The sequence below is a fragment of the Hyphomonas sp. NPDC076881 genome, assembly GCF_050269995.1.
In the GTDB taxonomy this organism is placed as follows: domain Bacteria; phylum Pseudomonadota; class Alphaproteobacteria; order Caulobacterales; family Hyphomonadaceae; genus Hyphomonas.
The window spans coordinates 22,613-43,949 of record NZ_JBNNJJ010000009.1; the positions used below are offsets into that span (position 1 = coordinate 22,613).

Here is a 21,337-nt window from a genome sequence, read left to right on the forward strand (position 1 = left end):
GCCAGCCTAGTTTGGTATATCTTTTGACCGGATATATCTGATGACCGCTTCCGAAACGCCGCTGCATCCGCTGACCGCTTTCCAGAGGGCCATGCTGATGCTGGGCACGATTGCCGTGGGCGCGGGCATGAGCATCAATTTCGTGGTGGTGACGCCGCTAACCCGCAAGGCGGGCCTGACAGAGATGGAAGTGGCGGCGGTGATGACCCTCTCCACCGTCCTCTTCGCAGTGACGATCCCGCTCTGGGGCCGGATTGCCGATCTTGCCGGGCGCAAGCGGGTGATGATCTTCTCCCTGTTTGCCACCGCGCTGACCAATATGGCCTTCCTCTTCGCGCTGGAGGCAGGGCTGGCCGGGATGATCACCGGCACCACGCTTTTCCTGACGCTGACATTCGTGCGGGCCTGGTTTGGCGTGCTGGCGCCCGGCCTTCAGCCTGCCGCAATGGCCGCAATGACGGACGCCACCACAACGGCAAACCGCGCGGCGGGCCTGGGCATGATCGGTGCGGCGATGGCCATCGGCTCCATCGTCGGTCCGGCCGGGGCTGCCGTGCTTGCGCCTTTCGGGGCGCTGGCCCCGCTCTGGGGCACGATCGTGTTCTGCGTGATCATTGGCATACTGATCAGCTTCACCCTGCCGAAGACGGTAAAGCGGCCCCGCAATGCGCCCCGCCCGCAGCCCCTGTCGCTGACCGACCGGCGGATGCGCCCGCATCTCATCTTCCTGCTGACCTATTTCGTGGCCATCGGCATCATGCAGCAGACCCTCGCCTGGTTCATCGAGGACCGCTACCGGCTGACTGAAACCATGGGCGAGGCCGCCGGGCAGGCCGCCGTGCTGTATACCGGCATCACCTTTGCCTGCTACGCGGTTGCCTCGCTGATCGTGCAGTTCGGCTATATCAACCGGGTGAGGCCCGACCCGCGCAAGGTGTTGCCGCTGGGGCTGGCGATGGTCTCTGCCGGCTATTTCGGGGCAGATGCCTTCCGGGAGCTTTATGTGGTCTATGCCTGTTTCCTGCTGGTGGGAACGGGCGCGGCGCTGGCCATTCCCTCCGCCAACGCGCTGGGCAGCCTCTCGGTCAGCCGTGAGGAACAGGGCGCCGCCGCCGCGCTGCTGGCGATTGCCCCGCCGGGCGGGTTCATCTTCGGGCCGATGATCGGCGCCTGGCTTTACGGCATTCACTATGCCCTGCCCCTGCTGGCGGCGGGAGGGCTGGTGGGCGCGCTGGCGATCTATGCGGCGCTGGTCACGGCGCGAAAGCCCCTCTCGCCAGGCTGATACCTGCCGCCGGGACAAGCGCGGCGGAAAAGGGTTTGGCAACCACCGGGCAGCGACATAGCCTGTGCCAGAAGAAGGCGGGGGAAAACCACAACATGGCAGATACCGAAACGCCGCTGCATCCGCTGACGGCCTTCCAGAGGGGCATGCTGATGCTGGCGACCATTGCCATGGGCGCGGGCATGAGCATCAATTTCGTGGTGGTGGCCCCGCTGACACGCAAGGCGGGCCTGGGTGAAGTGGAGGTGGCAGCCATCCTCACCCTCTCCACCCTCCTCTATGCCGTGATGATCCCGCGCTGGGGCCGCATTGCAGACAGGGTGGGCCGCAAGCGGGTGATGGTGTTCTCCCTCATCGCCATGGGCGTCACCAACATGGCCTTCCTGTTCACGCTGGAAGCGGGCCTCGCCGGCGTGATCACCGGCACATCCCTGATGCTGACGCTGATCTTCGTGCGCCTCTGGTTTGGCCTGCTGACGCCGGGCCTGCAGCCAGCCTCCATGGCGGCGATGACGGACGCGACCACGCCCCTGAACCGCGCGGCGGGCCTCGGCATGCTGGGCGCGGGCATGAGCATCGGCTCGATCCTCGGGCCTGCGGGCGCCGCCGCGCTGGCCCCCTTCGGCGCGCTTGCCCCGCTCTGGGGCACAATCGTGTTCTGTATCCTGATCGGTATCGTTCTGGGCTTCTCCCTGCCCCGCACGGTGAAGCGGCCCCGGAATGCGGCTCGCCCCAAACCGCTGTCGATGATGGATGCGCGCGTGCGCCCGCACCTTCTGTTCCTGCTATCCTATTTCATCGGTGTCGGGATGGTTCAACAGACGCTCGGCTGGTTCATCGAGGACCGCTATGCCCTCGCCGGAGACGATCCGGCGGCGGTGGGACAGACAGCGGTGCTTTATACCGGGATCGTGTTTTCCTGCATGGCGGTGGCCACGATTGGGGTTCAGTTCGGCTATATCTCACGGCGCAGGCCCGATCCGCGCAAGGTGCTGTGGGTTGGCCTTGCCCTGGTGGCGGTGGGCTATATCGCAGCGGATGTGTTCCACGCCTTCCCTGTTCTCTGTGCGGCGTTTCTGCTGATCGGGGCAGGCTCGGCCCTCGCCATCCCGTCGGCCAATGCGCTGGGCAGCCTGTCGGTCAGCCGGGAGGAACAGGGCGCGGCCGCCGCGCTGATGTCCGCCGCGCCGCCGGCAGGGTTCATCTTCGGGCCGCTGATCGGCGCGGGGCTTTATCAGCTCAACCACGCCCTGCCGCTGATTGCGTCTGCCGTGCTGGTCGGCTCACTGGCGGTTTATGCGATGCTGGTCACGGCGCGCCGCCCGCTGGCGCAGGATTAGCGCGCGAACGGCGCCGCGCAGGCACTGCCCCGCGCCGGAGAACCAAAGACCGCCGGAGACAGCTTCAGCGCGTCGCTATCCAGCTCCACCTTGCCCGAGAAGCTGGCGTCTGACGGAATGTGATTGCCACCATCGGGCGTGAGCGTCAGCGTGCCGTCTTCGAAGGTGTAGGTGCCCCAGTAATCCTTGTAGACCTCAAAGGGGGTCCAGGTGAGCGCGAAGGTGCCGTCCGGATGGAAGATCAGTTCCCTGACGGGCTCTGCGCCTGCCTGCGCGCAGGCTTCTTCGGACTGCGCCCACTTGCCCACCAGCGGCTGGGCCTCTGCCAGATAGACGAGGATGCGGCCCGAAAGACGCGCCTGCCCCACCTTGCCTTCCACCTGCACGGCGGCGCCGGGGGCGGCGTCCGCGTTGATCTTCACGGTGCGCCCATCCGCCTCCAGCGTGGCGGGGCCGGCAATGGCCACCCCTTCCAGACAGGTTGCTGGAACAGGCTCCATCACGCCGGGCTGCGGCGTGAACCAGGGTCTCAGCACAAGGCTGGCGCCGGGCGGCAGGGCGGGCGGTTCCATCCAGAAGAGGAAGCCGCCAAAGCTGGCTGGGGGCTCGCACGAAACCGTCTCGGCTGCGGGCAGCTTTCCGGTGACGGCATCGGGCAACGGCCCACGCTCCTCCGGCGGGTTAGCGCAGGCGGCCAGAAACAGAACGGTGAGACAGAGACCAGATTTCTTCATGGAACCCCTCGTGGAACGACCAACGCGCAATCAGGTGTAAGGGTTCCTTCGGGTGATTTGCCCGAGGCTGTCTATAACGGCGTGAGGATTTGCGGCGGGATATTTGAGAAATGCGCCCGGATCAGCCTCGCAGGCCGGTCCGGGCTGATGGAACGATCACATCGCGCTGATGCCGCCATCGACTTTCAGTTCCGCGCCGGTAACCAGCTTGGACTCGTCAGAAGCCAGATAGAGCACGGCATAGGCGATGTCGTCAGGCTCCCCCACCTTGCCGAGCGGCACCTGGCGGGCGAGCTTTTCAAGCCCCTTCTCCTCGCCGAACATCTCCTTGATGCCATCCAGGATCGGCGTGTTGATGAATACGGGGTGCACGGAGTTGCAGCGGATCTGGCCGCCGGTCTTGGCCAGGTGCAGCGCGATGGATTTGGAGATGTGGCGCACCGCCGCCTTGGCCGTGTTGTAGGACACGTAATTGGCGCTGGCGATGATGCCGGCGATGGACGAGATGTTGACGATGGAGCCAAGCCCGTGGGCGCGCATCAGCGGGATGGAGTATTTGCAGCCCAGGAAAATGGAATCCACGTCCACCGCCTGCACCTTCTTGAAGCGCTCATAGGTCTCGTCCTCGACCGAGCCGAGCCCGCCGATGCCGGCATTGTTGACGAGGATGTTGAGGCCGCCCATCGCGTCATGCGCTTTCTGGGCGATGTCTTTCCACTGTTCCTCGCTGGTCACGTCATGCTGGAAGGCAAAGGCCGTGCCCGCGCCATGGGCTTCGTTGATCGAGGCGGCAACCCTGGCGGCGCCCTCGCCGTTGATGTCGGTCACCGTCACCTTGGCGCCCTCGCGGGCGAACATGCGCGCGGTTGCCTCGCCGAGGCCCTGCGCCCCGCCGGTGATGAGTGCCATTTTTCCTGCAACGCGGCCCATGGAAATTCCTCCTGATTTTTGCTGGTTCCAGCCCTAGCAGCCCGCTTCCCCGCTCGCCAAGCCCGGCCTTTGCCAGATCGGTGAAATTTCAAACGATCCGTTCAGCGGGGGCTTACCTTACCCATGATAAGCAGGCCCAATGCCACGGCGCCTCATTTCCCTTCTGCTGACCGCGCTCGCCATCGCCTTTGCGTTCGGCGCGATGACGGCGGTACGCTGGCCCTCCATCGTGATGGTGATGGGCTGGATCGTGACCGATGATGTCGCCGGCGGCCTCAATGCCGTCGACTGGCGCAAGCTGGGGATCGCCCATGGCGGGGCGTATCTCTTGGCCGCTGTCTGCTATTATGCCGCTGCCGCCACGATTGCCGCGCGCAAGCCGGGCGCCGTGCTCTGGTACATCATGGGCATGGCCGCCTCTATCCCGACGATCTTTCTGGTGCATTTCGATCCCGAATGGTGGCTGAACCCCAGCGCGGGCGAAGGCGCGATGGCGGGTCTGGCGGCTGCGGCTGCGCTGCTGCTGATCGCGGTGTGGGAGCTGCGCTATCGTTCGCCGGAAGAACTTGCCGAGGAGCGTGAGATGCTGGAAGCAGCGCCTGCGCCGGTGGTTTATCAGGCCGCGCCAGTGGTGGCCGCGCCCCCGCGCAAACGCCCGCCGGTGTTCGTCGCCGATGTGGTCGTGCAGCGCCAGCGGGCGATGTTCATCGCCCAGGCCCGCCGCAAGAAACTCCGCCGCGCCGAAGCCATCGCCCGGCGCCGGGGCCAGCTCGACCTTGACGAGGAAGACGAGGGCTAGACGCCGGCGGCGCCGGGATGCCCGTTGCAGTTCCGCCCGCTTCGCCCTACCCTCGCCGGTAATGATATGCCGGTGGGGAGGCAAGACATGCTGACAATTCGCCGTATTGCGGGCCTCGGGCTGGCGGCTGTTTCCGGCTGGCTGCTGTGGCAGGGGCTGGAGGGGGTGCTGATGATGACCTCGCGCGGCAGCCCACTGGCCCAGGCGATTGACCTCCTCAATGGCTGGCGCTTCGTGGCCGCGGGCATCGCCATCCTCGGCGGCCTGCTGGCGGCGGCAAATGTGCGCTTCGGCGCGGTGGTCGCGCTGATCGGCACCGTGCTGTTTACCGCCCTTGCGGCCGCCTTTGTGCTGGCCGGGGCAGATGCCAGCATCTGGCTGGATGAAGTTCTTGGCGCGGCCGCAATGATCGTGCTGACGGGCATTCTTCTGTTTATACGCAGAAGCTAGGTCCAGTTTTCGGCCTTTGCAGATTGATTTCGGGACGAGAATGCATAGGTTGGCGCCAGATTCGGACCAGCCTTCTCAAAGGAATATTTTCCCATGGCAGAGACCTATGACGTCGTCATCATCGGTGGCGGACCTGGCGGCTACAATTGCGCCATCCGCGCCGGCCAGCTTGGCCTCAAGGTCGCCTGCATCGAGATGCGCGGCACCCTTGGCGGCACCTGCCTGAATGTCGGCTGCATTCCGTCCAAGGCGCTGCTGCACGCCTCCCACCTTTTCAGCGCGGCGCAGAACGAGTTTGCCAGCCTCGGCATCAAGACCGGCAAGGTCGAACTCGACCTGACGCAGATGATGGCGCAGAAATCCGACGCTGTGGACGGCCTGACCAAAGGCATCGAATTCCTGTTCAAGAAAAACAAGGTCGATTACGTCAAGGGCAAGGGCAAGATCCTCAGCAAAGGCAAGGTCGAGGTGACCGATGCCGATGGCAAGAAACAGGTTCTCGAAACAAAGAACATCGTCATCGCGACCGGCTCTGAGCCCGCCACCCTGCCCGGCATCGAGATCGACGAAGAGCGCGTTGTTTCCAACACCGGCGCGCTGAGCCTCAAGGCCGTGCCGAAGAAACTCGTGCTGATCGGCGCGGGCGTGATTGGCCTCGAAATGGGCTCTGTCTGGGCGCGGCTCGGCTCGGAAGTGACCGTGGTGGAGTATCTCGACCGCATCCTGCCGCCCGCTGACGCCGAAGTCGCCAAGGAAGCCGAGCGCACCTTCAAGAAGCAGGGCCTCTCCTTCAAGCTGGGCACCAAGGTGACCGGCATCGAGAAGACCAAGACCAAGCTGAAAGTGGCCGTGGAGCCCGCCAAGGGCGGCGCAGGCGAAACGCTGGACGCTGACATCGTGATCGTTGCCATCGGCCGCAAGCCGTACACGGAAGGCCTCGGCCTTGAGAATGTCGGCGGCAAGACCGACAAGCGCGGCGTGATCGAAGTGACCGATCATTTCAAGGTGGCCGATGGCGTGTGGGCAGTGGGCGACTGTATCCCCGGCCCGATGCTGGCCCACAAGGCCGAGGATGATGGCACCGCCGTGGCCGAGTTGATCGCGGGCAAGGCCGGCCATGTGAACTATGATCTCGTGCCGAGCGTCGTCTATACGAGCCCGGAAATCGCCTGGGTCGGCAAGAATGAGGAAGAACTCAAAGCCGCCGGCATCGACTACAAGAAGGGCAAGTTCCCCTTCATGGCAAACTCCCGTGCCCGGACAAACCATGAGACCGTTGGTTTTGTGAAGATTCTTGCCGAAAAAGGCACCGACCGCATCCTCGGCGCGCACATGATTGGTGTGGGCGTGGGCGAGATGATTGCCGAGATTTGCGTGGCAATGGAGTTCGGCGCAGCCTCTGAAGACATTGCCCGCACCAGCCACGCCCACCCGACGCTGTCGGAAGCTGTCCGCCAGGCGGCAATGGGCGTCGAAGGCTGGACGATGCAGATGTAACCTGCCCTTGCCCCGGCGGCAGGGGCGCGTCCCGGCCGCCGGAGCAGCGCATGGCAGATGTGCGCAGCTGTGTTTTACCGCGCTTGCCGCTGGACGCAGCGTGTCCAGCCTCTTACTTTGGCGGCCATGTATACTCACTTCGGAGCCGGATGGATGATCAGGCCGCTGGAAACAGCGGACATCCCCGAATGCCGTGACATCTTCACGGATTGCCTGACGGATATGCCTTGGCGGGAGCGCCACCGGGGGCAGCATCTGGCGTTGCGCCGGGCGCTGGAAACCCAGCCAGCCTGGGTAGCCGAGGAGCCCAATGCGGGTGTGATCGGCTTTCTGACACTGCAGGTGCCGACAGATTATGTGGACCATTTGTTCGTGGACCGCGACTGGCGCTTTTGCGGGGTGGCCCGCGGCCTCCTGGAAGTGGCACGGATCGAGGCGACCGGCGCGCTGAGCCTGGACGTGGATTCTGAAAACATGACCGCCCGCCGCGCCTATGAGGCGCTTGGCTGGCAGGTTGTGGCGAGCACCGGCGGAGCCGGACGGGCGCGCCAGATGCGCCTTGTCGGCCCCTGAGGGGATGACACCCACCACCCCGGATACGGTCTATGCCGCGCCTGCCGAATGGGTAGCGCGGGGGGCAGGCGCGCAGGGCAACCTGTTCCTCACCGGCCGCGCAGGCACCGGCAAGACCACCCTCCTGCGCAAATTCCTGGCCGAAGCAGGCGACAAGGCTGTCGTATTGGCGCCCACAGGCGTCGCCGCGATGAATGCCGGCGGGCAGACGATCCATTCCTTCTTCAAGCTGCCCCCCCGCCTTGTGGAGCCGCAGGATGTACGGCGCCTGCCGAATGCCCGCGTGGTGCGCGCGGTGGACACGGTGGTGATCGACGAAATCTCGATGGTGCGGGCCGATATGTTGGACGCCATCGACCGCAGCCTGAAGCTCAATCGCGGATCGAAACGGCCCTTTGGCGGGGCACGGATGATCCTGTCAGGCGACCTGCATCAGTTGCCCCCGGTTGTTTCCGCCGATGAAGGACCGATCCTGGCAGACCGGTTTGGCGGCTCATATTTCTTCAACGCCCCCGCCTTTCGTGAGGCAGAGTTTTCACTGCTGGCGCTGAAACATGTGTTCCGGCAGGCCGAGCCGCGCTTTCTGGCGCTGCTGGGCGCGTTGCGGACGGGGCGCGTGACGCCGGCCGATGAGGCGGTGCTGCAGCGGCTCGTCTCCGGACGCAGCGCCGCCGAAGCGTCTGATACGCATGTTGTTCTGACCCCGAACAATGCCAATGCCTTCCGCATCAATCAGAGCCGCCTGGCGAGCCTGAAGGGCGAACGCAAGGTGTTCCCCGCCACCGTACAGGGCCAGTTTGACGAGAAGAGCTATCCCACCGAACTCGATCTGGAACTGCGCGTGGGCGCGCGGGTGATGATGATCCGCAACGATCCCGAAGGGCGCTGGGTGAACGGCACGCTGGCCTATGTGGCAGGGTTTGGCTCGCGCTCCGTCATCGTGGAGATCGACGGGCGGGCCTATGAGATCGACCCTGTGGCGTGGGAGAAATACCGCTACGATTTCGAGATGGACACCAAGAAGGTGAAGCGGGAAGTTGTCGGCACGTTCAAGCAGATGCCGCTGCGGCTCGCCTATGCCGTGACCATCCACAAGGCGCAGGGCCTCACCCTGGACAAGGTGTTCATCGACTTTGATTCCGGAATGTTCGCCCACGGACAGGCCTATGTGGCCTTCTCCCGCGCGCGCACGCTGGAAGGGCTGGAAATTTCCCGGCCGCTGCGCCCGTGTGACCTGGTGCTGGACCGGGAAGCCTTTGCCTTCGGCGAACTCGACAAGATCGACGAGACCCCCGCCTATCTCCTGGCAAAGTTCCGCAAGGATGAAGGCGCGCTGCTGTAAGCCCGGCCCGCCTCAGGCGAGGCGGCGGATCTCTTCGGAAAGCTGGCGTTCCTGATCGGTGACGATCTTTTCCAGAACGCGCACCCGGTCTTTCAGCTTATCGACATCGGCGCGCATGGCAGCGAGTTCGGACTGGCTTGCCATATCTGCCGGCGCATGGGCGCGGGCCTTGATCCAGGTGTTCAGGATACCGGCGCCGACGCTGATCGCGACGATGGCAACAACCATGCTAAACGGGTCCATAGGGCGCCTCCTCTATGCGCAGATTGGGTAGGTATAACGTGGGACGGACGCCCCGGCCAGTCTCGGCGCCGGGATCAATCCGGGGATCAGCCCAGGCCATCAATGTCCCGGCGCAGGCGCCAGTCCCGATCGGTGATGATCTGCTCCAGCGTGCGGACGCGGGCGTTGAGCCGCTCAATGTCTCCCTCGCGCGGGTCGGGACGGGTCTGCGCCGCGCGCCGGGCGCCGGAGCGAAACGCCAGCCAGAAAACCAGCGCGCCGATGAAGAAGTAAAAAGCAGCAGCCATGAGCACTCCCTCCTTATTGATATTCAATATGTGGGGAGGATGACCCGCCGTTCAAGAAAAATTGATCGCGGCGAGCCGGTTTTTTTGATCAGGAATTTTTGCCGCGCTTCAGCGCCCGGTAGAGCCGAAGCCGCCTGCCCCGCGCGCGGTCTCGCCGAGCTGATCCACCTGCGACCAGGCAAGGCGCGTGACCGGGGCCAGCACGAGTTGGGCAATGCGTTCGCCGCGCTGGATGGTGAAGGGCTCGGCGCCGAGATTGATCAGGATCACCTTGATCTCGCCGCGATAGTCGGAGTCGATCGTGCCGGGCGTGTTGAGGCAGGTGAGGCCATGCTTGGCAGCCAAGCCCGAGCGCGGGCGGACCTGGATCTCATAGCCTTCGGGGATCGCCACCGAGAGCCCTGTGGGCACCATGGCGCGCTGGCCGGGGGCGAGCACCACCGGCTCACGGTCCGGCACGGCGGCGCGCACATCCATCCCGGCAGAGCCCGCCGTCTCGTAAGCAGGAAGATCAAGCCCGGCAAAATGGGGCAGCGGCAAAACTTGAACGGTCACATCAGTCATGGCCCGAGGCGTGGGGAGACTCTGGCGAGGAGTCAAGATCACCGCCACCACACGAAATTAGATACAGCTATTAAAAATCGCGCAGCTAGCGACAATGCCAAATATGATTCCTGGTCCGATCAGTGTTGGACAGGTTAGAAGACAAATGGCGACGGCTTTCAAAGGAAAACGGGCGAAGCAACCAGCCAGGCTAAGCAGCCAAATCACGCCCAAGGGCCCTGCTACGATCACAACAAATTCAGTCGGCAGACGCGTAAGTCCAAGCCACCATTGCAATTGTAGTCCGCCAGAAATCAGGCCGCTAAGCAAAGCAACGAGTAGCCACACAGCCCTTAAGTTTGTGATTGATCGGTCACTCATAAAAAAGAAAGTACCAGTTCTTCGGGCCAGGGGGAAGGGTCTACTCCTTCGCCAGACTCAGGCCGTCTCTATCCCTACCCAAGGCCTCAGAGACCTTTTGAGCAAGGCGCGCGCTGACCTCTTCCTTGGCCATGCGGGGCCAGCGGTCGATGCCGTCTTTTGTGATCAGGGCGATCTCGTTTTCGAGGCCGCCCATGACATCGCCGGAGACATCATTGGCCACGATCCAGTCGCAGCCCTTGCGGGCGAGCTTTTCCCGGGCATGGTCCTCAACCTCATGCGTCTCGGCAGCAAAGCCGATGACGAGGGCGGGGCGTTTCTTCTTCTTGTGGCTGATCGTGCGCAGGATGTCCGGGTTTTCGGCAAGCTCGATGGTGGGGGTCTTGCCCTCCCCTTTGAGCTTCAGCTTCTTGTCTGCCGCTTTGACCGGGCGCCAGTCCGCCACGGCGGCGACGGAGACGAAGATGTCCGCCGGCAGAGCATCCTCGCAGGCTTTCAGCATCTCGCGGGCTGTTTCGACCTTGACGAGGGTGACGCCCTCAGGCGCGGGAAGCGAGACCGGGCCAGAGACAAGCGTGACGCGGGCGCCTTCAGCGGCGAGCGCGGCGGCGATGGCATAGCCCTGCTTGCCGGAGGAATGGTTGGAAATGTAGCGCACGGGGTCCAGCGGCTCCCGCGTCGGGCCGGCAGTGACGAGGGCATGGCGGCCCGCGAGACGTTTTGACCGGGGGCGGAGCATCGCTTCGATTTCTGCAACAATGCGGGGAACATCCGGCAGGCGGCCAGGGCCGAACTCGCCGCAGGCCATCGGGCCGACATCGGGCTCCATCACGGTGACGCCATCGGCGCGCAACTGGGCGATGTTGCGCTGGGTGGCGCCATGCTGCCACATGCGCACATTCATGGCGGGCACCATCAGCACGGGCTTGTCAGTCGCCAGCAGCGCGGTGGAGGCAAGGTCGTTTGCGTGGCCGTGAACAGCCTTGGCCATCAGATCGGCTGTCGCCGGGCAGACGACGAGCAGGTCTGCCGAGCGGGAAAGCTCGATATGGCCCATTTCGGTTTCGTCGGTGAGGCTGAAGAGTTCGGTGTAGACCTTTTCACCGGAGAGGGCGGCCACGGAAAGCGGCGTGACAAACTCTGTGCCCGCCTTCGTCAGGATCACGCGCGCACCAATGCCGCGCCGCCCAAGCTCGCGGATCAGCTCAAGGCTTTTATAGGCGGCAATGCCGCCGCCGATGACGAGAAGGATGCGTTTGGCGCTCATATGTCCGCTATATCGGGTGTGGCCTGCACTATTCCTAGCGCAAAAACCTTGCCGGGCCCCCATCAAATCCCTGCGAATGCGCGGCCCGTCTCAACTTTCCGGCAAGGTTTGGCCCCGGCTCAGGGGACGCGGATGATGCGGGCCTGGCTCGATCCGGAGAAGCCGCTGCGGTCCGCCACCTTGATGACGGCGCTCTGCTGAGCCGAGGCCCCTTCCCGGCGTCGGATCACCACCGTGGTGGCCATCGGCTCTCCGGGGCGAGCGACATGGATGACTTCACGCGCGGGGCCGGCCTCGGCGCAGGGGCCGGTAATGATGATCACGCCCCCTTTGGTCATCTCTGACAAGTCCAGTTGGACTGCCTTGCTGCAATTGCCGCCGGCGAGCGGCTGGGAAAGCGCTGGCAGAGCCAGGGCGCAGGCAGCGGCGAGAAGAATTGCGAGCTTCATGGGTCCGGCTCCCTTCTGGTGGCGGAACCGGAAAGGTAACCGAAGTCTTAACAGCGCGAAGCGGTTACCCCTGAGGCGGGAACCTCATGAGGGCCGTGGCGCCGCAGCCGCGAGAAATTCGCCTGACCTCAAGCCTGCCGCGGTTTCATCTGGGCGAGGAAAGCCAGCGCCTCGGCAGAATGCCCTTCCCCAGTCGCCTTCTTCGGCAGGTTTTCGCAGAACTCCACAAAGGGAAGTTTCGATTCGATGCCAAACTGTTCTTCGAGCACAGCCGCTTCGGGATGGTCGAGGCTGCCGATGGTGACATATTGGGAGGCGCCTTCCCAATCATAGAGGAAACCCAGAGGGGTGCCGCAGTCCGGGCAGAAGGCGCGGGCGGCGAGATTGGAACTCCAGAACACCGGCGGCGGCGCGCCGATCCAGCGGAACTGGTCTTTCGGTGCTCCGACCAAGGCGGCGAAGAGGCCGCCCGTGGCGCGCTGGCACATGCGACAATGGCAGACATGCCCTCCCCTCAGCACATCCATCTCGTAACGGTGTTTTCCGCACTGACAGCCGCCGGTGTAAGCCATGGCCTGATCCTCCTCGGGCAGAAGAATGCGCGACGGATACCCCGCAGACAAGAGGCGTTAGCTGACCCGCTGGATGACCCAGGCGACAATACCCGAGAGGCCGAGGATCAGCCCGAACCAGCCCCACCAGGGGGCAAAGCGCTCGCGCGGGGGCGGGGCGGCGGGCTCCGCGTCAAGGCTTCTCTCGAACCGGTCCATCACCTCGGGCAGGCGTTTGAGGCGGTTTGTCACCTCACGGACATTTTCCGAAATGAGGCGGGCAGCGCCTTCCGGTCCGAAATTCCGGCGCATCCAGGCCTCGATCACGGGCTCGGACGCATTCCAGATATTGTGGGAAGGATCAATCGTGCGCGCGACGCCTTCGACCTGAACCATGGTTTTCTGCAGGAGAACCAGTTCTGGGCGAAGGGCCATGCCGAATGTGTGGGTATAGTCGAACAACTGGAGCAGCACGCGGCCCATCGAGACCTCCTCGGCGGGGCGGCCGAAGAGCGGCTCTCCGATCGAGCGCAGGGCCTGGGCAAAGTCGCCGACAGACTGGTTTGGCGGCACATAGCCGGCCTCGAAATGCACCTCTGCGATGCGTACATAATCCCGCTTCAGGAAGCCCCATAGAATCTCGGCAAGGAACCGGCGCTCGATCGTCCCGATACGGCCGATGATGCCGAAATCGACAAGCGCAATCTTCCCATCGGGCGTGAGGATCGCGTTGCCTTCATGCATGTCGGCATGGAAGACGCCGTAATTGATGGCACTGGCGAGGAAGCCCTGGGTGATGTCATTGGCGAGTTTTCTGCGGTCAATGCCGGGCTGATCGAGCACGCCGGGCGTCGTCAGCGGGGTGCCCTCAATCCATTCAGCGGTCATCACACGCTTGCCGGTCCGCTCCCAGTCCACCTTCGGCACACGGAAGAAACCGGTCTTGCTGTAGACCTCCCGCATCTCGTCGGCGCCGCCCGCTTCCAGGCGCAAATCGGTCTCGCGCAGCATGGCGCTGGCGATGGTCTCGGTGAAGGCAACCGGCTTGAGGCGGCGGCTTTCGCTGGAGACGCCCTCAAGGGTGCGCGCGGCGCGGCGCATGGCAGAAAGCTCCAGCATAAGCTGGCGCTCTATCCCTGGACGGAGGATTTTTACCGCGCGGTCTCCATCCGGCATTGGCATCCGGTGGACCTGCGCCAGCGAGGCGGCCGCGACAGGCTCTGAAAGATTAGGGAAAAGGCGCAGGGCTTCTTCGGCGCCAAATTCGGCGGCCAGCGCCGCGCGAGCCTGTTTCATGGAGAATGGTGGCAGCTTGTCCTTCAGACGGGCGAGATCTCCGGCCACTTCGGAGCCGAACACATCCGGCCGTGTGGCAAGGAACTGGCCGAGTTTGATATAGGCCGGACCCAGACGTTCCAGCGCATAGGCAAGGCGCTCGCCCGGCCGCCCCTTGGCGCCGCCGCCGATGATACGCAGGAAGCCACCGGCAATGCGCGCAGGCAGCGGCAGGCGGGACTGATACTCACCGGGAAGCACCACATCATGGCGCGCCAGCGATGTGCCCGCACGGATCAGCCGGCGATAATCGGAAAACATGCCCATCAGAGAGCGCCCTGCCCTTTGGAACCAATCGCGCGGCGTGTGCGTTGTTGGCTTGCCTGCATCTTCAGGAGACGGAGAAAAAGCATGTCTGCATCCCCCTCATCCAACAAGTTTCTGTATTTTATTGTCGGCCTTCTGGTGGCCGGCGCCATTGGCTTCGGCATCTACTATTTCACCGAAGGCCCCGGCGGCGAAGACAAGCTGGAAATCTCCATCGGAGAGGATGGGATCGATATTGACGGCAACTGATACTGCCTGACCAGACGCCGGCCGCATCAGACCGCCCAGCCAAAATGCAGGGCGGCGATGCCGCCGGAATAATTCGTGACGGACACCTGGCCAAACCCTGCGCCTTCGATCTCTGACCTGAATGTCTGCTGATCTGGGAATTTGCGGATAGATTCGATCAGATACTGATAGCTGTCGCGGTCTCCCGCCACGAGTTCGCCCAGGCGCGGGATGACGGCAAAACTGTAACGATCATACGCTTCCTGAAGGATCGGCGCGGTCATGTGGCTGAATTCCAGAACCGCGAGGCGCCCGCCCGTTTTCAGTACACGGCGGAATTCCCGCAATCCTGCCACCCTGTCTGCAAAATTGCGGATGCCGAAAGAGACAGTGACGGCATCGAAGGTCTTGTCCGGATAAGGCAGGTTCTGGCCATCCGCGCAGACCCAGCTTAGCCGATCGCCCCAATGGGCATTGTCAGCGCGCGCCTTGCCCGCTTCGAGCATCGCATCATTGATATCGGAAACGATGGCGGTAGCCGGCCTTGTATCGCCGCGCCGCTTGCCGGCCTTGTCGGCCAGGGCGAGGAAGGCGCGGGCAAGCTCGCCGGTGCCGCCGGCAACATCCAGATGACGCTCGCCGGGCTGCGGGTTGAGGCGGTTCATCGCGTCATGCTTCCAGAGGCGGTGGACCCCGGCGCTCATCAGATCGTTCATCAGGTCATAGCGGGACGCGACCGAGCGGAAGACCCCCTTCACGCGGGCGACCTTCTCGGTTTCCGTCACATCTTCGAAGCCGAAGGAGACGATGCGTTCTTTGCTGTCCTGGCCGGTCATGGGAACCTATCTTACCTGCGAATGCCTTAGCGTATATGCGATAAAGATGCCTGAATTACCTGAAGTCGAGACAGTTCGCCGCGGATTGGCCCCCGTCATGGAGGGCCGGCGTATCCTGAAGCTGGAGCAGAGGCGGGCAGACCTGCGTTTTCCCCTGCCCGAACGCTTCGTCGAAAGGGTGGCCGGGGCGCGGATCGACCGGCTCGCCCGGCAGGCGAAGTTTCTGGCGGCGCACCTCTCCAATGGCGAGGTGCTGGTGATGCATCTGGGCATGACGGGGCGGTTTACCATTGGCGGCCAGATGCCGGGCGAGTTCCACCACGCCGCCGGCGGGATCAGCGCGCATGACCATGTTGTCTTCCATATGGAGGGGGGCGAGACGGTTACCTATAACGACCCGCGCCGGTTTGGCTTCATGGAACTCTGGCCAGCCGCAACTTTCCCGGCATACCCACGGTTAATGGCGATGGGCCCCGAGCCGCTCTCCAACCGCTTTTCCCCCGCCTATCTGGACGAGGCGCTGCGCGGCAAGGCCGCGCCGATCAAGGCCGCGCTGCTGGACCAGAAGGTGATTGCGGGCCTGGGCAATATCTATGTCTGCGAGGCCCTGTTCCGGGCGGGCATCTCACCCAAGCGCCTGTCGAAGACCATTCCCGGCCAGCGGGCCGCGCGGCTGGCCCCGGCGATCAATGCGGTGATTGCCGAGGCGATCGAGGCGGGGGGATCGTCGATTTCCGACTTTGCCGCCACCGATGGCGCGCTCGGCTATTTCCAGCACCGGTTTGATGTCTATGACCGCGAGGGCCAGCCGTGCAAAACCTGCGGCAGCGAGATCAAACGGATCGTTCAGTCGGGGCGGTCCACCTTCTATTGCCCGAGCTGTCAGCGGTAGGGCGCCAGCCCCATCTTCTTCAGCGGCGCGCCAAAGCCGCCTGCAACCAGCCCGGCCAGCACAGAGGGCGCAGGCCAAAGACGCAGCAGCGGCGCGGCCAGGCGGTCGCGCAGCCAGGGCGTCACCATGCCATCTGACTGATAGACCGGGGTGAACGCCCAGGTCATCAGTTGGTAGAGCCGGACATGGCCAGCGCGGATTTTCAGGAACCGGCGCAGAGCGGCGGCGATACGCGCCTCTCCGTGCAGCGCATGAGCGAGACCATAAGCGTCCAGCAGCGCCATGTTGGCCCCCTGCCCCAGCTGCGGGCTGGCGGCGTGCCAGGCGTCGCCGATATGTACGAGCCGGCCTTCCACCGGCGCGCGGTGGGTGCGGTGGCGATAGCGGGCGAAGGTGAGCTGCTCATGATCCGTAATCTGATGGAGCAGCGCCTCGGTTTCCGGCCATAAATGGCAGGCGGCGTCTTTCCAATGGCTGAGCGGGGCGGCGCGGAAAGCGTCATATTGATCGGCGCGGATCGACCAGAAATAGGTTAGGCTCTCAGGGGCATCGGGGGAGCCCCGGCCAGAGGGCATCACGCCGGCCATCTTGCGGGCGGCTTCATAACGCTGCTCCAGCGCGGCCCGGTCAAAAGGGCCGCCCTCTGGCCAGGGCAGGGTTGCCCAGAGGGCGCCATAGGCGAGTTCCTTCCGGGGCGCAGCAGAAAGCGGGGAACGCACCCCCAGCGCGTCAATCACCAGATCATATGGCCCGTGCCGGCCTCCGGCCGCGTCCGTGAGCGTCCCCTCCGCCCGGCCGGCAGACAGGATGCGCGTTCCCGGCACAAGACGCGCGCCCGCAGCATGGGCCGCTTCCTGCAGGAGGCTGAACAGCACAGCGCGCTGGATGCCAAGGCCGCAAAGCCCCACGCGCAGAGCGGGGTAGCGCACATCCAGCACGGCCCGGCCTGTATCCACCGAAATGCCATGCAGGCGCGCAATCGGGCTGCCCAGAGCCTCAGCCCTCTCCCGAAGGCCCAGGGCGCCCAGCACGGCAAGCCCGGTCTCCTGCAGCATCAGGCCCGAGCCGACCGGCCCGGCCGCCTCGAACTGATCAAACAGGGTAACCCTGTGCCCTTCCCGCGCCAGTAAGGCCGCCGCCGCCAAACCGCCAATCCCGGCGCCCGCAATACCTATGCTGAACTGCTGCGCCATCATCAGGCCAGACGCCCCCTCTGCCAGACTTGAGCTTCTGTTGACGCCGCGCACGGCGCATTGGCAAGAGGCGGCAAGGCCCTAACGGGGCAAGCGCGTATCCCTGGCATAGAATTCCATGAGTATCGGCTGGCCTTCATTTGCCCCCGTCAGCAGCAGCACATTGCGCTTGCGGTCAATCTGCATACGGAATTGGGAGAGATAGTCTATGCCAAGCAGCATCAAGGGTTCCTGCTGCAACCCCAGATCCTCGAAAAGCGCGGGATCTGCAACGATCACGTCCATCTTGCGGAAGGTATAATACCCCACCGAAATCTGGCGTGCGGTGGCCACATGCGCCAGGAGTTTTCCGCCAGTGGCGCCTTGCAGAAGCTGGGTCTTCTCTTCATTGCGCGGAACGCCAGCAGCGCGCGCAAAGGCCGAATTCATGAGGCTGACGGGGGATCCGGTATCGACCAGTGCCTTGCCCTTGACGCCGTTGATCCTGATCTCGGCGAAATAGAGACCATCAACTTCCGTCAGCGCACTGCGCGCCGGAGCCACCGTGCCGACACGCTTTGGCCTTCCGTTATAGGCCGAGAACCGGCCTGCCGGAAAATCGAACTCAATCACATCCCCGCCAAAGGCAGTCGCAGGTATGACAAGCGGCCCGCCGGGCATCGCCTCCCGGTCATTATAGGCGGCGGTTACCTGTTGCAGGCTGACAGAACCGGCACGCACCTGCGGGATCTTGACCTGACCATACTCCCGCGCGCCCAGAAGCCCGAACACCGAGACGCGATCCGCATCGTCAGATGGCCCCAAAATGCCCGCAGCCGCCGCGGCCCGGCTATCGATCATCGCCATGGTCGCGGCCGTGTCTATGACCACCGGCACGAGCGGGCTGGAATTTATGCTGGCCTGGACAACAAAATAGCCTTGAGTGTTGAACAGGAGGGGGAAGCTCACCCGCTCCACCGCGGCGAATGCCGACACGGCTGACAGAAGCGCCAGCGTCATTGCGGCGCCCATCCATTTCCGCGCGGCTCCTGACACCAAGCTGCGCATCGGCAGATCCTCCCATGTTCCGGCCATTTCCTGGCGCTTTGACCCAGAATGCCACAGAAGCCGGGCGGCGGCCAGAAGACTTCAGACCATCCCGGCATCGGTTGGCAGGCCGAAGAGGATGCGCCCGGTCAGCTCCAGCGTGGAAGGCGCAGTGACGATATGCTGGGTGATGGCGTGGGCGTCCCGGAAACGGCGCTGCAGGTCGCTTGTCTCGAAGAGGGCCGCGCCCCCGCCCAGATCATACAGTGTGCGGCAGATATCCGCCCCGGTGCGGGTCATGTGGGTACAGGCCAGGCGCAGGTCAGCGCGCGCTTCCATGGGAATATCCCCCTCCCCCTGCGCGATGGACCAGACACGGTCAATCTCGGCAAAGAGATAGGCCCGCGCCGCGCGCCATTCAGCCTCGCAGCGCGCAAAACCGGCCTGCATGGTCTGGCGCTCGCTGAGCGTCTTGGACGAGCCCTGGCTTTTCTTGACGGTGGCAAGGGCATGGAAGGCGTCCAGCGCGCCGCGCGCATTGCCGAGCGCGACGGCAGAAACGCCCAGCGCCAGCAGACCGAAGGCTGGAAACTTGAACAATGCGCCCGCTTCGCGCGGCCTGTCCGCCACCAGGGACACCGACCGGCCGCGCGGCACGAGGATGTCCCTCACCTCAATATCGCCCGAGCCTGTGCCTTTCAGGCCCATGACATGCCAGGTATCGTGCAGGATGGCCTCCGCGGCAGGAAACACCATCATCCGCGTATCGGGCGCGCCAGACGGCAGGCGTTTCATCTCGCCATTTTCCCAGACCGTGCAGCCCCCGCACAGCCACGTGCAGTTGGCCGAGCCAGAGCCCCACTGCCAGCGGCCGCTGACGCGGTAATTCTCCCCTTCCACCATCGCCCGGCCCATCGGCGCGAACACGCCGCCAGTAATCGTCAGCGGATCGGCATAGACCTCGCGCGCATGCTCGGGCGCCATATAGGCGGCGTTAAGCGCCGTGGTGGCCGCGATCATAACGCACCAGCCGGCGCTGGCATTGGCGCGGGCGGCCGCCTCTGTCACCTCGACAATCTCGCGCGGGCTGAGCTCCAGCCCGCCAAAGGCTTTCGGGGTCACCATCCGGAAGGCCCCGGTGGCGGCAAGCTTTGCAGCAAGGTCGGCCGGCAAGCGGCGGGCCTCCTCCATTTCGGCGGCGCGGGAGGCCAGTTCGGGCAGCAGCGGCGTTAGCTGGTCAAGCGGCGTCGGCATGGATCAGTTCTCCTGGCGGGCAGCGGTAGGAGGAAAGGCAGTATGCCCGCAGCCGCGCGGCCCAAAACCCTGAAGCCAGCGCTGGATGGCATGGCGGTCTCCCCCGGATTACATCTTCTTTTCCCGAAGCATCAGCCAATCCGGCCAGGGTTGGCAAGCCTGCCTCTCTGGGCGCGCCTATTTTCCGGGGAGCAGCGCGTGCAGCTTTACCGGCGCAGCATGGCACCAGGACATGACGAGGGCTGAGCGCAGGGTGGCGAGATCGCAGGCGGCCAGGCGGATGGACGTCGCCCCCTTCTCCCCCCATTTGTTGGGCACCGGGAAAAAGATGTCCGGCTCTGCTGCGCAGAGCATCCGCTGCTCGTCCGGCGTGAGAAATACATTCGAGAATTCATGATGGGGCGGCAGGGTCGCGAAGATCTTGCCCTTGGGGGCATCCACCCGGAAACTCGCCCAGTCAAAATGCGGGCGCTCGATGGCATGGGGAAGCCTCAGCGCCTCCGCCCGGAGCTTCTCCGGCTTGATCATATGGACAGCGCGCCCAAGACTAGCGCGACCAGCAGCGTCGACATCAGAATGAAGAAATAGATACTGTCCAGCGTCAGCACACGGAGCATTGAGGTAAAGCGCCCGCGCCCATAGACCACCCGGTTCAACCGGTAGAGATACCAATTGGAATAGACGAGGAGAGCGAGCGTAACCCAGCCCGGGCCGGCCAGATAGGAGGCCAGCATGCCGAGCGCCATGGCGAGGAAAAGCGCCGAATGGAAATGCAGCGACACGATAAGGTGATCGAAGAACAGGAACTGCCGGCGCCAGAAATAAACCAGCGCCAGAAGCAGCGCATAGACTGGCAGCATCACGAACATCAGGCGCGGAATCCATTCCCGCGTCTGCTCCTCAAGCCGGCCGGGATTATCCATCACTTCGGCAAAGCGGGCAGCTTCCGCGTCCCCGCTGGCCCCAGCTTCCCGGACAGCGTCCAGCGCCTCCTTCGGCATGAAACCGGCCCATTCAGTATCTTCCGGGGGCTCGGCGGGCGCAGCATCTTCCGCGCCCGAGGCCGCTGGAGCCTCCGGGACAAAAATGCCCGGTCCGCTGCTCCAGATGTTCTCGGCTTGGGATATGCCCTGCAGCGCGGCCTGATATTCCTCTTCGGTCATCTCCCCGGCGGCATAGGCGCTTTCGATCTGGGTGCGGGCTTCGTCGAAATTCTGGTTGCCGCCCGGCACCAGCGACAGGCCCTGCCCCGTCACCAGCGGCAGGACGACGAAGAAAACCAGCGAAGCGAGCACATAAAGCCGGAAAGGCGGAATGAAGCGGGCGCGCTGGCCATCCAGATAGGCGCGGGTGACCTTGCCAGGCTGCAACAGCAATCCCGGCAGCGTGCGCGCCGCGCGGCTATCGAGCGAGAACAACGTCTCGACGCTCTCCGCCAGCAGCGCCCAGAAGGGCTGGCGCAGGCTCTGCGCGCTCTGGCCGCACTGATGGCAGAAATCTCCGGCCAGCGGCGCGCCGCAGTTCAGGCAATGGGTTCCGGCGGGCTTCCCCTTGGCCGCGCCGAGGCCGGCGGCGGCATCCGCGCCCGCATGTTCCATGGCTGTGTCGGCGGCTTCGCCAAAGCTATCGCTCATC

The 21,337-nt window shown here is 64.3% G+C and carries 24 protein-coding genes; 9 read left to right on the forward strand and 15 right to left on the reverse strand.

Going from position 1 to position 21,337, the window contains the following annotated elements:
* Nucleotides 1–40: 40 nt before the first annotated feature.
* Both ACQKI2_RS11110 and ACQKI2_RS11115 read left to right on the forward strand, forming a co-directional pair.
* On the forward strand, nt 41–1,285 hold the full coding sequence (locus ACQKI2_RS11110) for an MFS transporter (protein ID WP_427379740.1): 1,245 nt from the start codon (nt 41–43) through the stop codon (nt 1,283–1,285).
* Nucleotides 1,286–1,380: 95 nt separating this feature from the next.
* Nucleotides 1,381–2,625, forward strand: a complete 1,245-nt coding sequence (locus ACQKI2_RS11115; RefSeq protein WP_427379741.1) for an MFS transporter — start codon at nt 1,381–1,383, stop codon at nt 2,623–2,625.
* Here ACQKI2_RS11115 and ACQKI2_RS11120 read toward each other — a convergent pair.
* Both ACQKI2_RS11120 and ACQKI2_RS11125 read right to left on the reverse strand, forming a co-directional pair.
* Complete coding sequence (locus ACQKI2_RS11120) at nt 2,622–3,359, reverse strand: hypothetical protein (RefSeq protein WP_427379742.1); 738 nt, start codon at nt 3,357–3,359, stop codon at nt 2,622–2,624. The genes ACQKI2_RS11115 and ACQKI2_RS11120 overlap by 4 nt on opposite strands.
* 156 nt (nt 3,360–3,515) lie before the next feature.
* Nucleotides 3,516–4,289, reverse strand: coding sequence for an SDR family oxidoreductase (locus tag ACQKI2_RS11125; protein WP_427379743.1), 774 nt, complete (start codon nt 4,287–4,289; stop codon nt 3,516–3,518).
* A gap of 139 nt (nt 4,290–4,428) precedes the next feature.
* Here ACQKI2_RS11125 and ACQKI2_RS11130 point away from each other — a divergent pair, with 139 nt between their 5' ends.
* The 5 genes from ACQKI2_RS11130 (at nt 4,429) to ACQKI2_RS11150 (ending at nt 8,950) form a co-directional block, all read left to right on the forward strand.
* The gene (locus tag ACQKI2_RS11130) at nt 4,429–5,088 is read left to right on the forward strand and encodes a hypothetical protein (RefSeq protein WP_427379744.1); all 660 of its coding nucleotides are present in this window, start codon (nt 4,429–4,431) and stop codon (nt 5,086–5,088) included.
* An 87-nt stretch (nt 5,089–5,175) separates the two neighbouring features.
* A complete protein-coding gene (locus ACQKI2_RS11135) occupies nt 5,176–5,538 on the forward strand; it encodes a hypothetical protein (RefSeq protein ID WP_427379745.1) in 363 nt (120 codons plus the stop codon).
* A 93-nt stretch (nt 5,539–5,631) separates the two neighbouring features.
* Nucleotides 5,632–7,035, forward strand: coding sequence for a dihydrolipoyl dehydrogenase (lpdA, locus tag ACQKI2_RS11140; RefSeq protein WP_427379746.1), 1,404 nt, complete (start codon nt 5,632–5,634; stop codon nt 7,033–7,035).
* A gap of 153 nt (nt 7,036–7,188) precedes the next feature.
* Complete coding sequence (locus tag ACQKI2_RS11145; RefSeq protein ID WP_035600463.1) at nt 7,189–7,608, forward strand: GNAT family N-acetyltransferase; 420 nt, start codon at nt 7,189–7,191, stop codon at nt 7,606–7,608.
* Between the two features lie 4 nt (nt 7,609–7,612).
* On the forward strand, nt 7,613–8,950 hold the full coding sequence (locus ACQKI2_RS11150) for an ATP-dependent DNA helicase (RefSeq protein ID WP_427379747.1): 1,338 nt from the start codon (nt 7,613–7,615) through the stop codon (nt 8,948–8,950).
* A 12-nt stretch (nt 8,951–8,962) separates the two neighbouring features.
* Here ACQKI2_RS11150 and ACQKI2_RS11155 read toward each other — a convergent pair whose 3' ends face one another.
* From ACQKI2_RS11155 to ACQKI2_RS11185, 7 genes are all read right to left on the reverse strand, one after another.
* Nucleotides 8,963–9,193 carry a hypothetical protein gene (locus ACQKI2_RS11155; protein ID WP_035600457.1) on the reverse strand — a complete coding sequence of 77 codons (231 nt, stop codon included), beginning with the start codon at nt 9,191–9,193 and terminating at the stop codon, nt 8,963–8,965.
* 86 nt (nt 9,194–9,279) lie between these two features.
* Nucleotides 9,280–9,480, reverse strand: coding sequence for a hypothetical protein (locus ACQKI2_RS11160; protein ID WP_427379748.1), 201 nt, complete (start codon nt 9,478–9,480; stop codon nt 9,280–9,282).
* Nucleotides 9,481–9,588: 108 nt separating this feature from the next.
* Complete coding sequence (dut, locus tag ACQKI2_RS11165) at nt 9,589–10,044, reverse strand: dUTP diphosphatase (protein WP_427379749.1); 456 nt, start codon at nt 10,042–10,044, stop codon at nt 9,589–9,591.
* Between the two features lie 400 nt (nt 10,045–10,444).
* Nucleotides 10,445–11,671 (reverse strand): bifunctional phosphopantothenoylcysteine decarboxylase/phosphopantothenate--cysteine ligase CoaBC, encoded by a 1,227-nt coding sequence (coaBC, locus tag ACQKI2_RS11170; RefSeq protein ID WP_427379750.1) that lies wholly within the window; start codon nt 11,669–11,671, stop codon nt 10,445–10,447.
* Nucleotides 11,672–11,790: 119 nt separating this feature from the next.
* Nucleotides 11,791–12,120 (reverse strand): hypothetical protein, encoded by a 330-nt coding sequence (locus ACQKI2_RS11175; RefSeq protein ID WP_427379751.1) that lies wholly within the window; start codon nt 12,118–12,120, stop codon nt 11,791–11,793.
* A gap of 128 nt (nt 12,121–12,248) precedes the next feature.
* Nucleotides 12,249–12,692, reverse strand: coding sequence for a GFA family protein (locus ACQKI2_RS11180; RefSeq protein WP_427379752.1), 444 nt, complete (start codon nt 12,690–12,692; stop codon nt 12,249–12,251).
* Nucleotides 12,693–12,749: 57 nt separating this feature from the next.
* Nucleotides 12,750–14,273 carry an AarF/UbiB family protein gene (locus ACQKI2_RS11185; protein WP_427379753.1) on the reverse strand — a complete coding sequence of 508 codons (1,524 nt, stop codon included), beginning with the start codon at nt 14,271–14,273 and terminating at the stop codon, nt 12,750–12,752.
* A gap of 84 nt (nt 14,274–14,357) precedes the next feature.
* On the opposite strand from ACQKI2_RS11185, the gene ACQKI2_RS11190 reads away from it, so the two are divergent.
* Nucleotides 14,358–14,522, forward strand: a complete 165-nt coding sequence (locus tag ACQKI2_RS11190) for a hypothetical protein (protein ID WP_427379754.1) — start codon at nt 14,358–14,360, stop codon at nt 14,520–14,522.
* Between the two features lie 26 nt (nt 14,523–14,548).
* Here the strand turns inward: ACQKI2_RS11190 and ACQKI2_RS11195 are convergent, their stop codons facing one another.
* Complete coding sequence (locus ACQKI2_RS11195; protein ID WP_427379755.1) at nt 14,549–15,337, reverse strand: class I SAM-dependent methyltransferase; 789 nt, start codon at nt 15,335–15,337, stop codon at nt 14,549–14,551.
* 46 nt (nt 15,338–15,383) lie between these two features.
* Here ACQKI2_RS11195 and mutM point away from each other — a divergent pair, with 46 nt between their 5' ends.
* Entirely contained in the window at nt 15,384–16,229 is an 846-nt protein-coding gene (mutM, locus tag ACQKI2_RS11200) for a bifunctional DNA-formamidopyrimidine glycosylase/DNA-(apurinic or apyrimidinic site) lyase (protein WP_427379756.1), read from the forward strand.
* On the opposite strand, the gene ACQKI2_RS11205 is transcribed toward mutM, so the two are convergent.
* The 5 genes from ACQKI2_RS11205 to ACQKI2_RS11225 form a co-directional block, all read right to left on the reverse strand.
* Nucleotides 16,220–17,425, reverse strand: a complete 1,206-nt coding sequence (locus ACQKI2_RS11205) for an FAD-dependent oxidoreductase (protein WP_427379757.1) — start codon at nt 17,423–17,425, stop codon at nt 16,220–16,222. The genes mutM and ACQKI2_RS11205 overlap by 10 nt on opposite strands.
* A 78-nt stretch (nt 17,426–17,503) precedes the next feature.
* The gene (locus ACQKI2_RS11210; protein WP_427379758.1) at nt 17,504–18,496 is read right to left on the reverse strand and encodes an aspartyl protease family protein; all 993 of its coding nucleotides are present in this window, start codon (nt 18,494–18,496) and stop codon (nt 17,504–17,506) included.
* A gap of 54 nt (nt 18,497–18,550) precedes the next feature.
* Complete coding sequence (locus ACQKI2_RS11215; RefSeq protein ID WP_427379759.1) at nt 18,551–19,702, reverse strand: acyl-CoA dehydrogenase family protein; 1,152 nt, start codon at nt 19,700–19,702, stop codon at nt 18,551–18,553.
* A gap of 177 nt (nt 19,703–19,879) precedes the next feature.
* Nucleotides 19,880–20,230, reverse strand: coding sequence for an MmcQ/YjbR family DNA-binding protein (locus tag ACQKI2_RS11220; RefSeq protein ID WP_427379760.1), 351 nt, complete (start codon nt 20,228–20,230; stop codon nt 19,880–19,882).
* On the reverse strand, nt 20,227–21,336 hold the full coding sequence (locus tag ACQKI2_RS11225; protein WP_427379761.1) for a DUF3667 domain-containing protein: 1,110 nt from the start codon (nt 21,334–21,336) through the stop codon (nt 20,227–20,229). Before ACQKI2_RS11225 ends, ACQKI2_RS11220 begins: the two co-directional genes overlap by 4 nt.
* Nucleotide 21,337: the final 1 nt, after the last annotated feature.

Excerpts from the sequence above, each read along its gene's own strand:
- dut (WP_427379749.1), bottom strand. The coding sequence starts at position 10,044 with ATGACTGATGTGACCGTTCAAGTTTTGCCGCTGCCCCATTTTGCCGGG.
- ACQKI2_RS11110 (WP_427379740.1), top strand. The coding sequence starts at position 41 with ATGACCGCTTCCGAAACGCCGCTGCATCCGCTGACCGCTTTCCAGAGG.
- ACQKI2_RS11160 (WP_427379748.1), bottom strand. The coding sequence starts at position 9,480 with ATGGCTGCTGCTTTTTACTTCTTCATCGGCGCGCTGGTTTTCTGGCTG.
- lpdA (WP_427379746.1), top strand. The coding sequence starts at position 5,632 with ATGGCAGAGACCTATGACGTCGTCATCATCGGTGGCGGACCTGGCGGC.
- mutM (WP_427379756.1), top strand. The coding sequence starts at position 15,384 with ATGCCTGAATTACCTGAAGTCGAGACAGTTCGCCGCGGATTGGCCCCC.
- ACQKI2_RS11190 (WP_427379754.1), top strand. The coding sequence starts at position 14,358 with ATGTCTGCATCCCCCTCATCCAACAAGTTTCTGTATTTTATTGTCGGC.
- ACQKI2_RS11180 (WP_427379752.1), bottom strand. The coding sequence starts at position 12,692 with ATGGCTTACACCGGCGGCTGTCAGTGCGGAAAACACCGTTACGAGATG.
- ACQKI2_RS11210 (WP_427379758.1), bottom strand. The coding sequence starts at position 18,496 with ATGGCCGGAACATGGGAGGATCTGCCGATGCGCAGCTTGGTGTCAGGA.
- ACQKI2_RS11130 (WP_427379744.1), top strand. The coding sequence starts at position 4,429 with ATGCCACGGCGCCTCATTTCCCTTCTGCTGACCGCGCTCGCCATCGCC.
- ACQKI2_RS11220 (WP_427379760.1), bottom strand. The coding sequence starts at position 20,230 with ATGATCAAGCCGGAGAAGCTCCGGGCGGAGGCGCTGAGGCTTCCCCAT.
- ACQKI2_RS11145 (WP_035600463.1), top strand. The coding sequence starts at position 7,189 with ATGATCAGGCCGCTGGAAACAGCGGACATCCCCGAATGCCGTGACATC.
- coaBC (WP_427379750.1), bottom strand. The coding sequence starts at position 11,671 with ATGAGCGCCAAACGCATCCTTCTCGTCATCGGCGGCGGCATTGCCGCC.
- ACQKI2_RS11125 (WP_427379743.1), bottom strand. The coding sequence starts at position 4,289 with ATGGGCCGCGTTGCAGGAAAAATGGCACTCATCACCGGCGGGGCGCAG.
- ACQKI2_RS11185 (WP_427379753.1), bottom strand. The coding sequence starts at position 14,273 with ATGGGCATGTTTTCCGATTATCGCCGGCTGATCCGTGCGGGCACATCG.
- ACQKI2_RS11205 (WP_427379757.1), bottom strand. The coding sequence starts at position 17,425 with ATGATGGCGCAGCAGTTCAGCATAGGTATTGCGGGCGCCGGGATTGGC.
- ACQKI2_RS11120 (WP_427379742.1), bottom strand. The coding sequence starts at position 3,359 with ATGAAGAAATCTGGTCTCTGTCTCACCGTTCTGTTTCTGGCCGCCTGC.
- ACQKI2_RS11155 (WP_035600457.1), bottom strand. The coding sequence starts at position 9,193 with ATGGACCCGTTTAGCATGGTTGTTGCCATCGTCGCGATCAGCGTCGGC.
- ACQKI2_RS11175 (WP_427379751.1), bottom strand. The coding sequence starts at position 12,120 with ATGAAGCTCGCAATTCTTCTCGCCGCTGCCTGCGCCCTGGCTCTGCCA.
- ACQKI2_RS11215 (WP_427379759.1), bottom strand. The coding sequence starts at position 19,702 with ATGCCGACGCCGCTTGACCAGCTAACGCCGCTGCTGCCCGAACTGGCC.
- ACQKI2_RS11135 (WP_427379745.1), top strand. The coding sequence starts at position 5,176 with ATGCTGACAATTCGCCGTATTGCGGGCCTCGGGCTGGCGGCTGTTTCC.
- ACQKI2_RS11225 (WP_427379761.1), bottom strand. The coding sequence starts at position 21,336 with ATGAGCGATAGCTTTGGCGAAGCCGCCGACACAGCCATGGAACATGCG.
- ACQKI2_RS11195 (WP_427379755.1), bottom strand. The coding sequence starts at position 15,337 with ATGACCGGCCAGGACAGCAAAGAACGCATCGTCTCCTTCGGCTTCGAA.
- ACQKI2_RS11115 (WP_427379741.1), top strand. The coding sequence starts at position 1,381 with ATGGCAGATACCGAAACGCCGCTGCATCCGCTGACGGCCTTCCAGAGG.
- ACQKI2_RS11150 (WP_427379747.1), top strand. The coding sequence starts at position 7,613 with ATGACACCCACCACCCCGGATACGGTCTATGCCGCGCCTGCCGAATGG.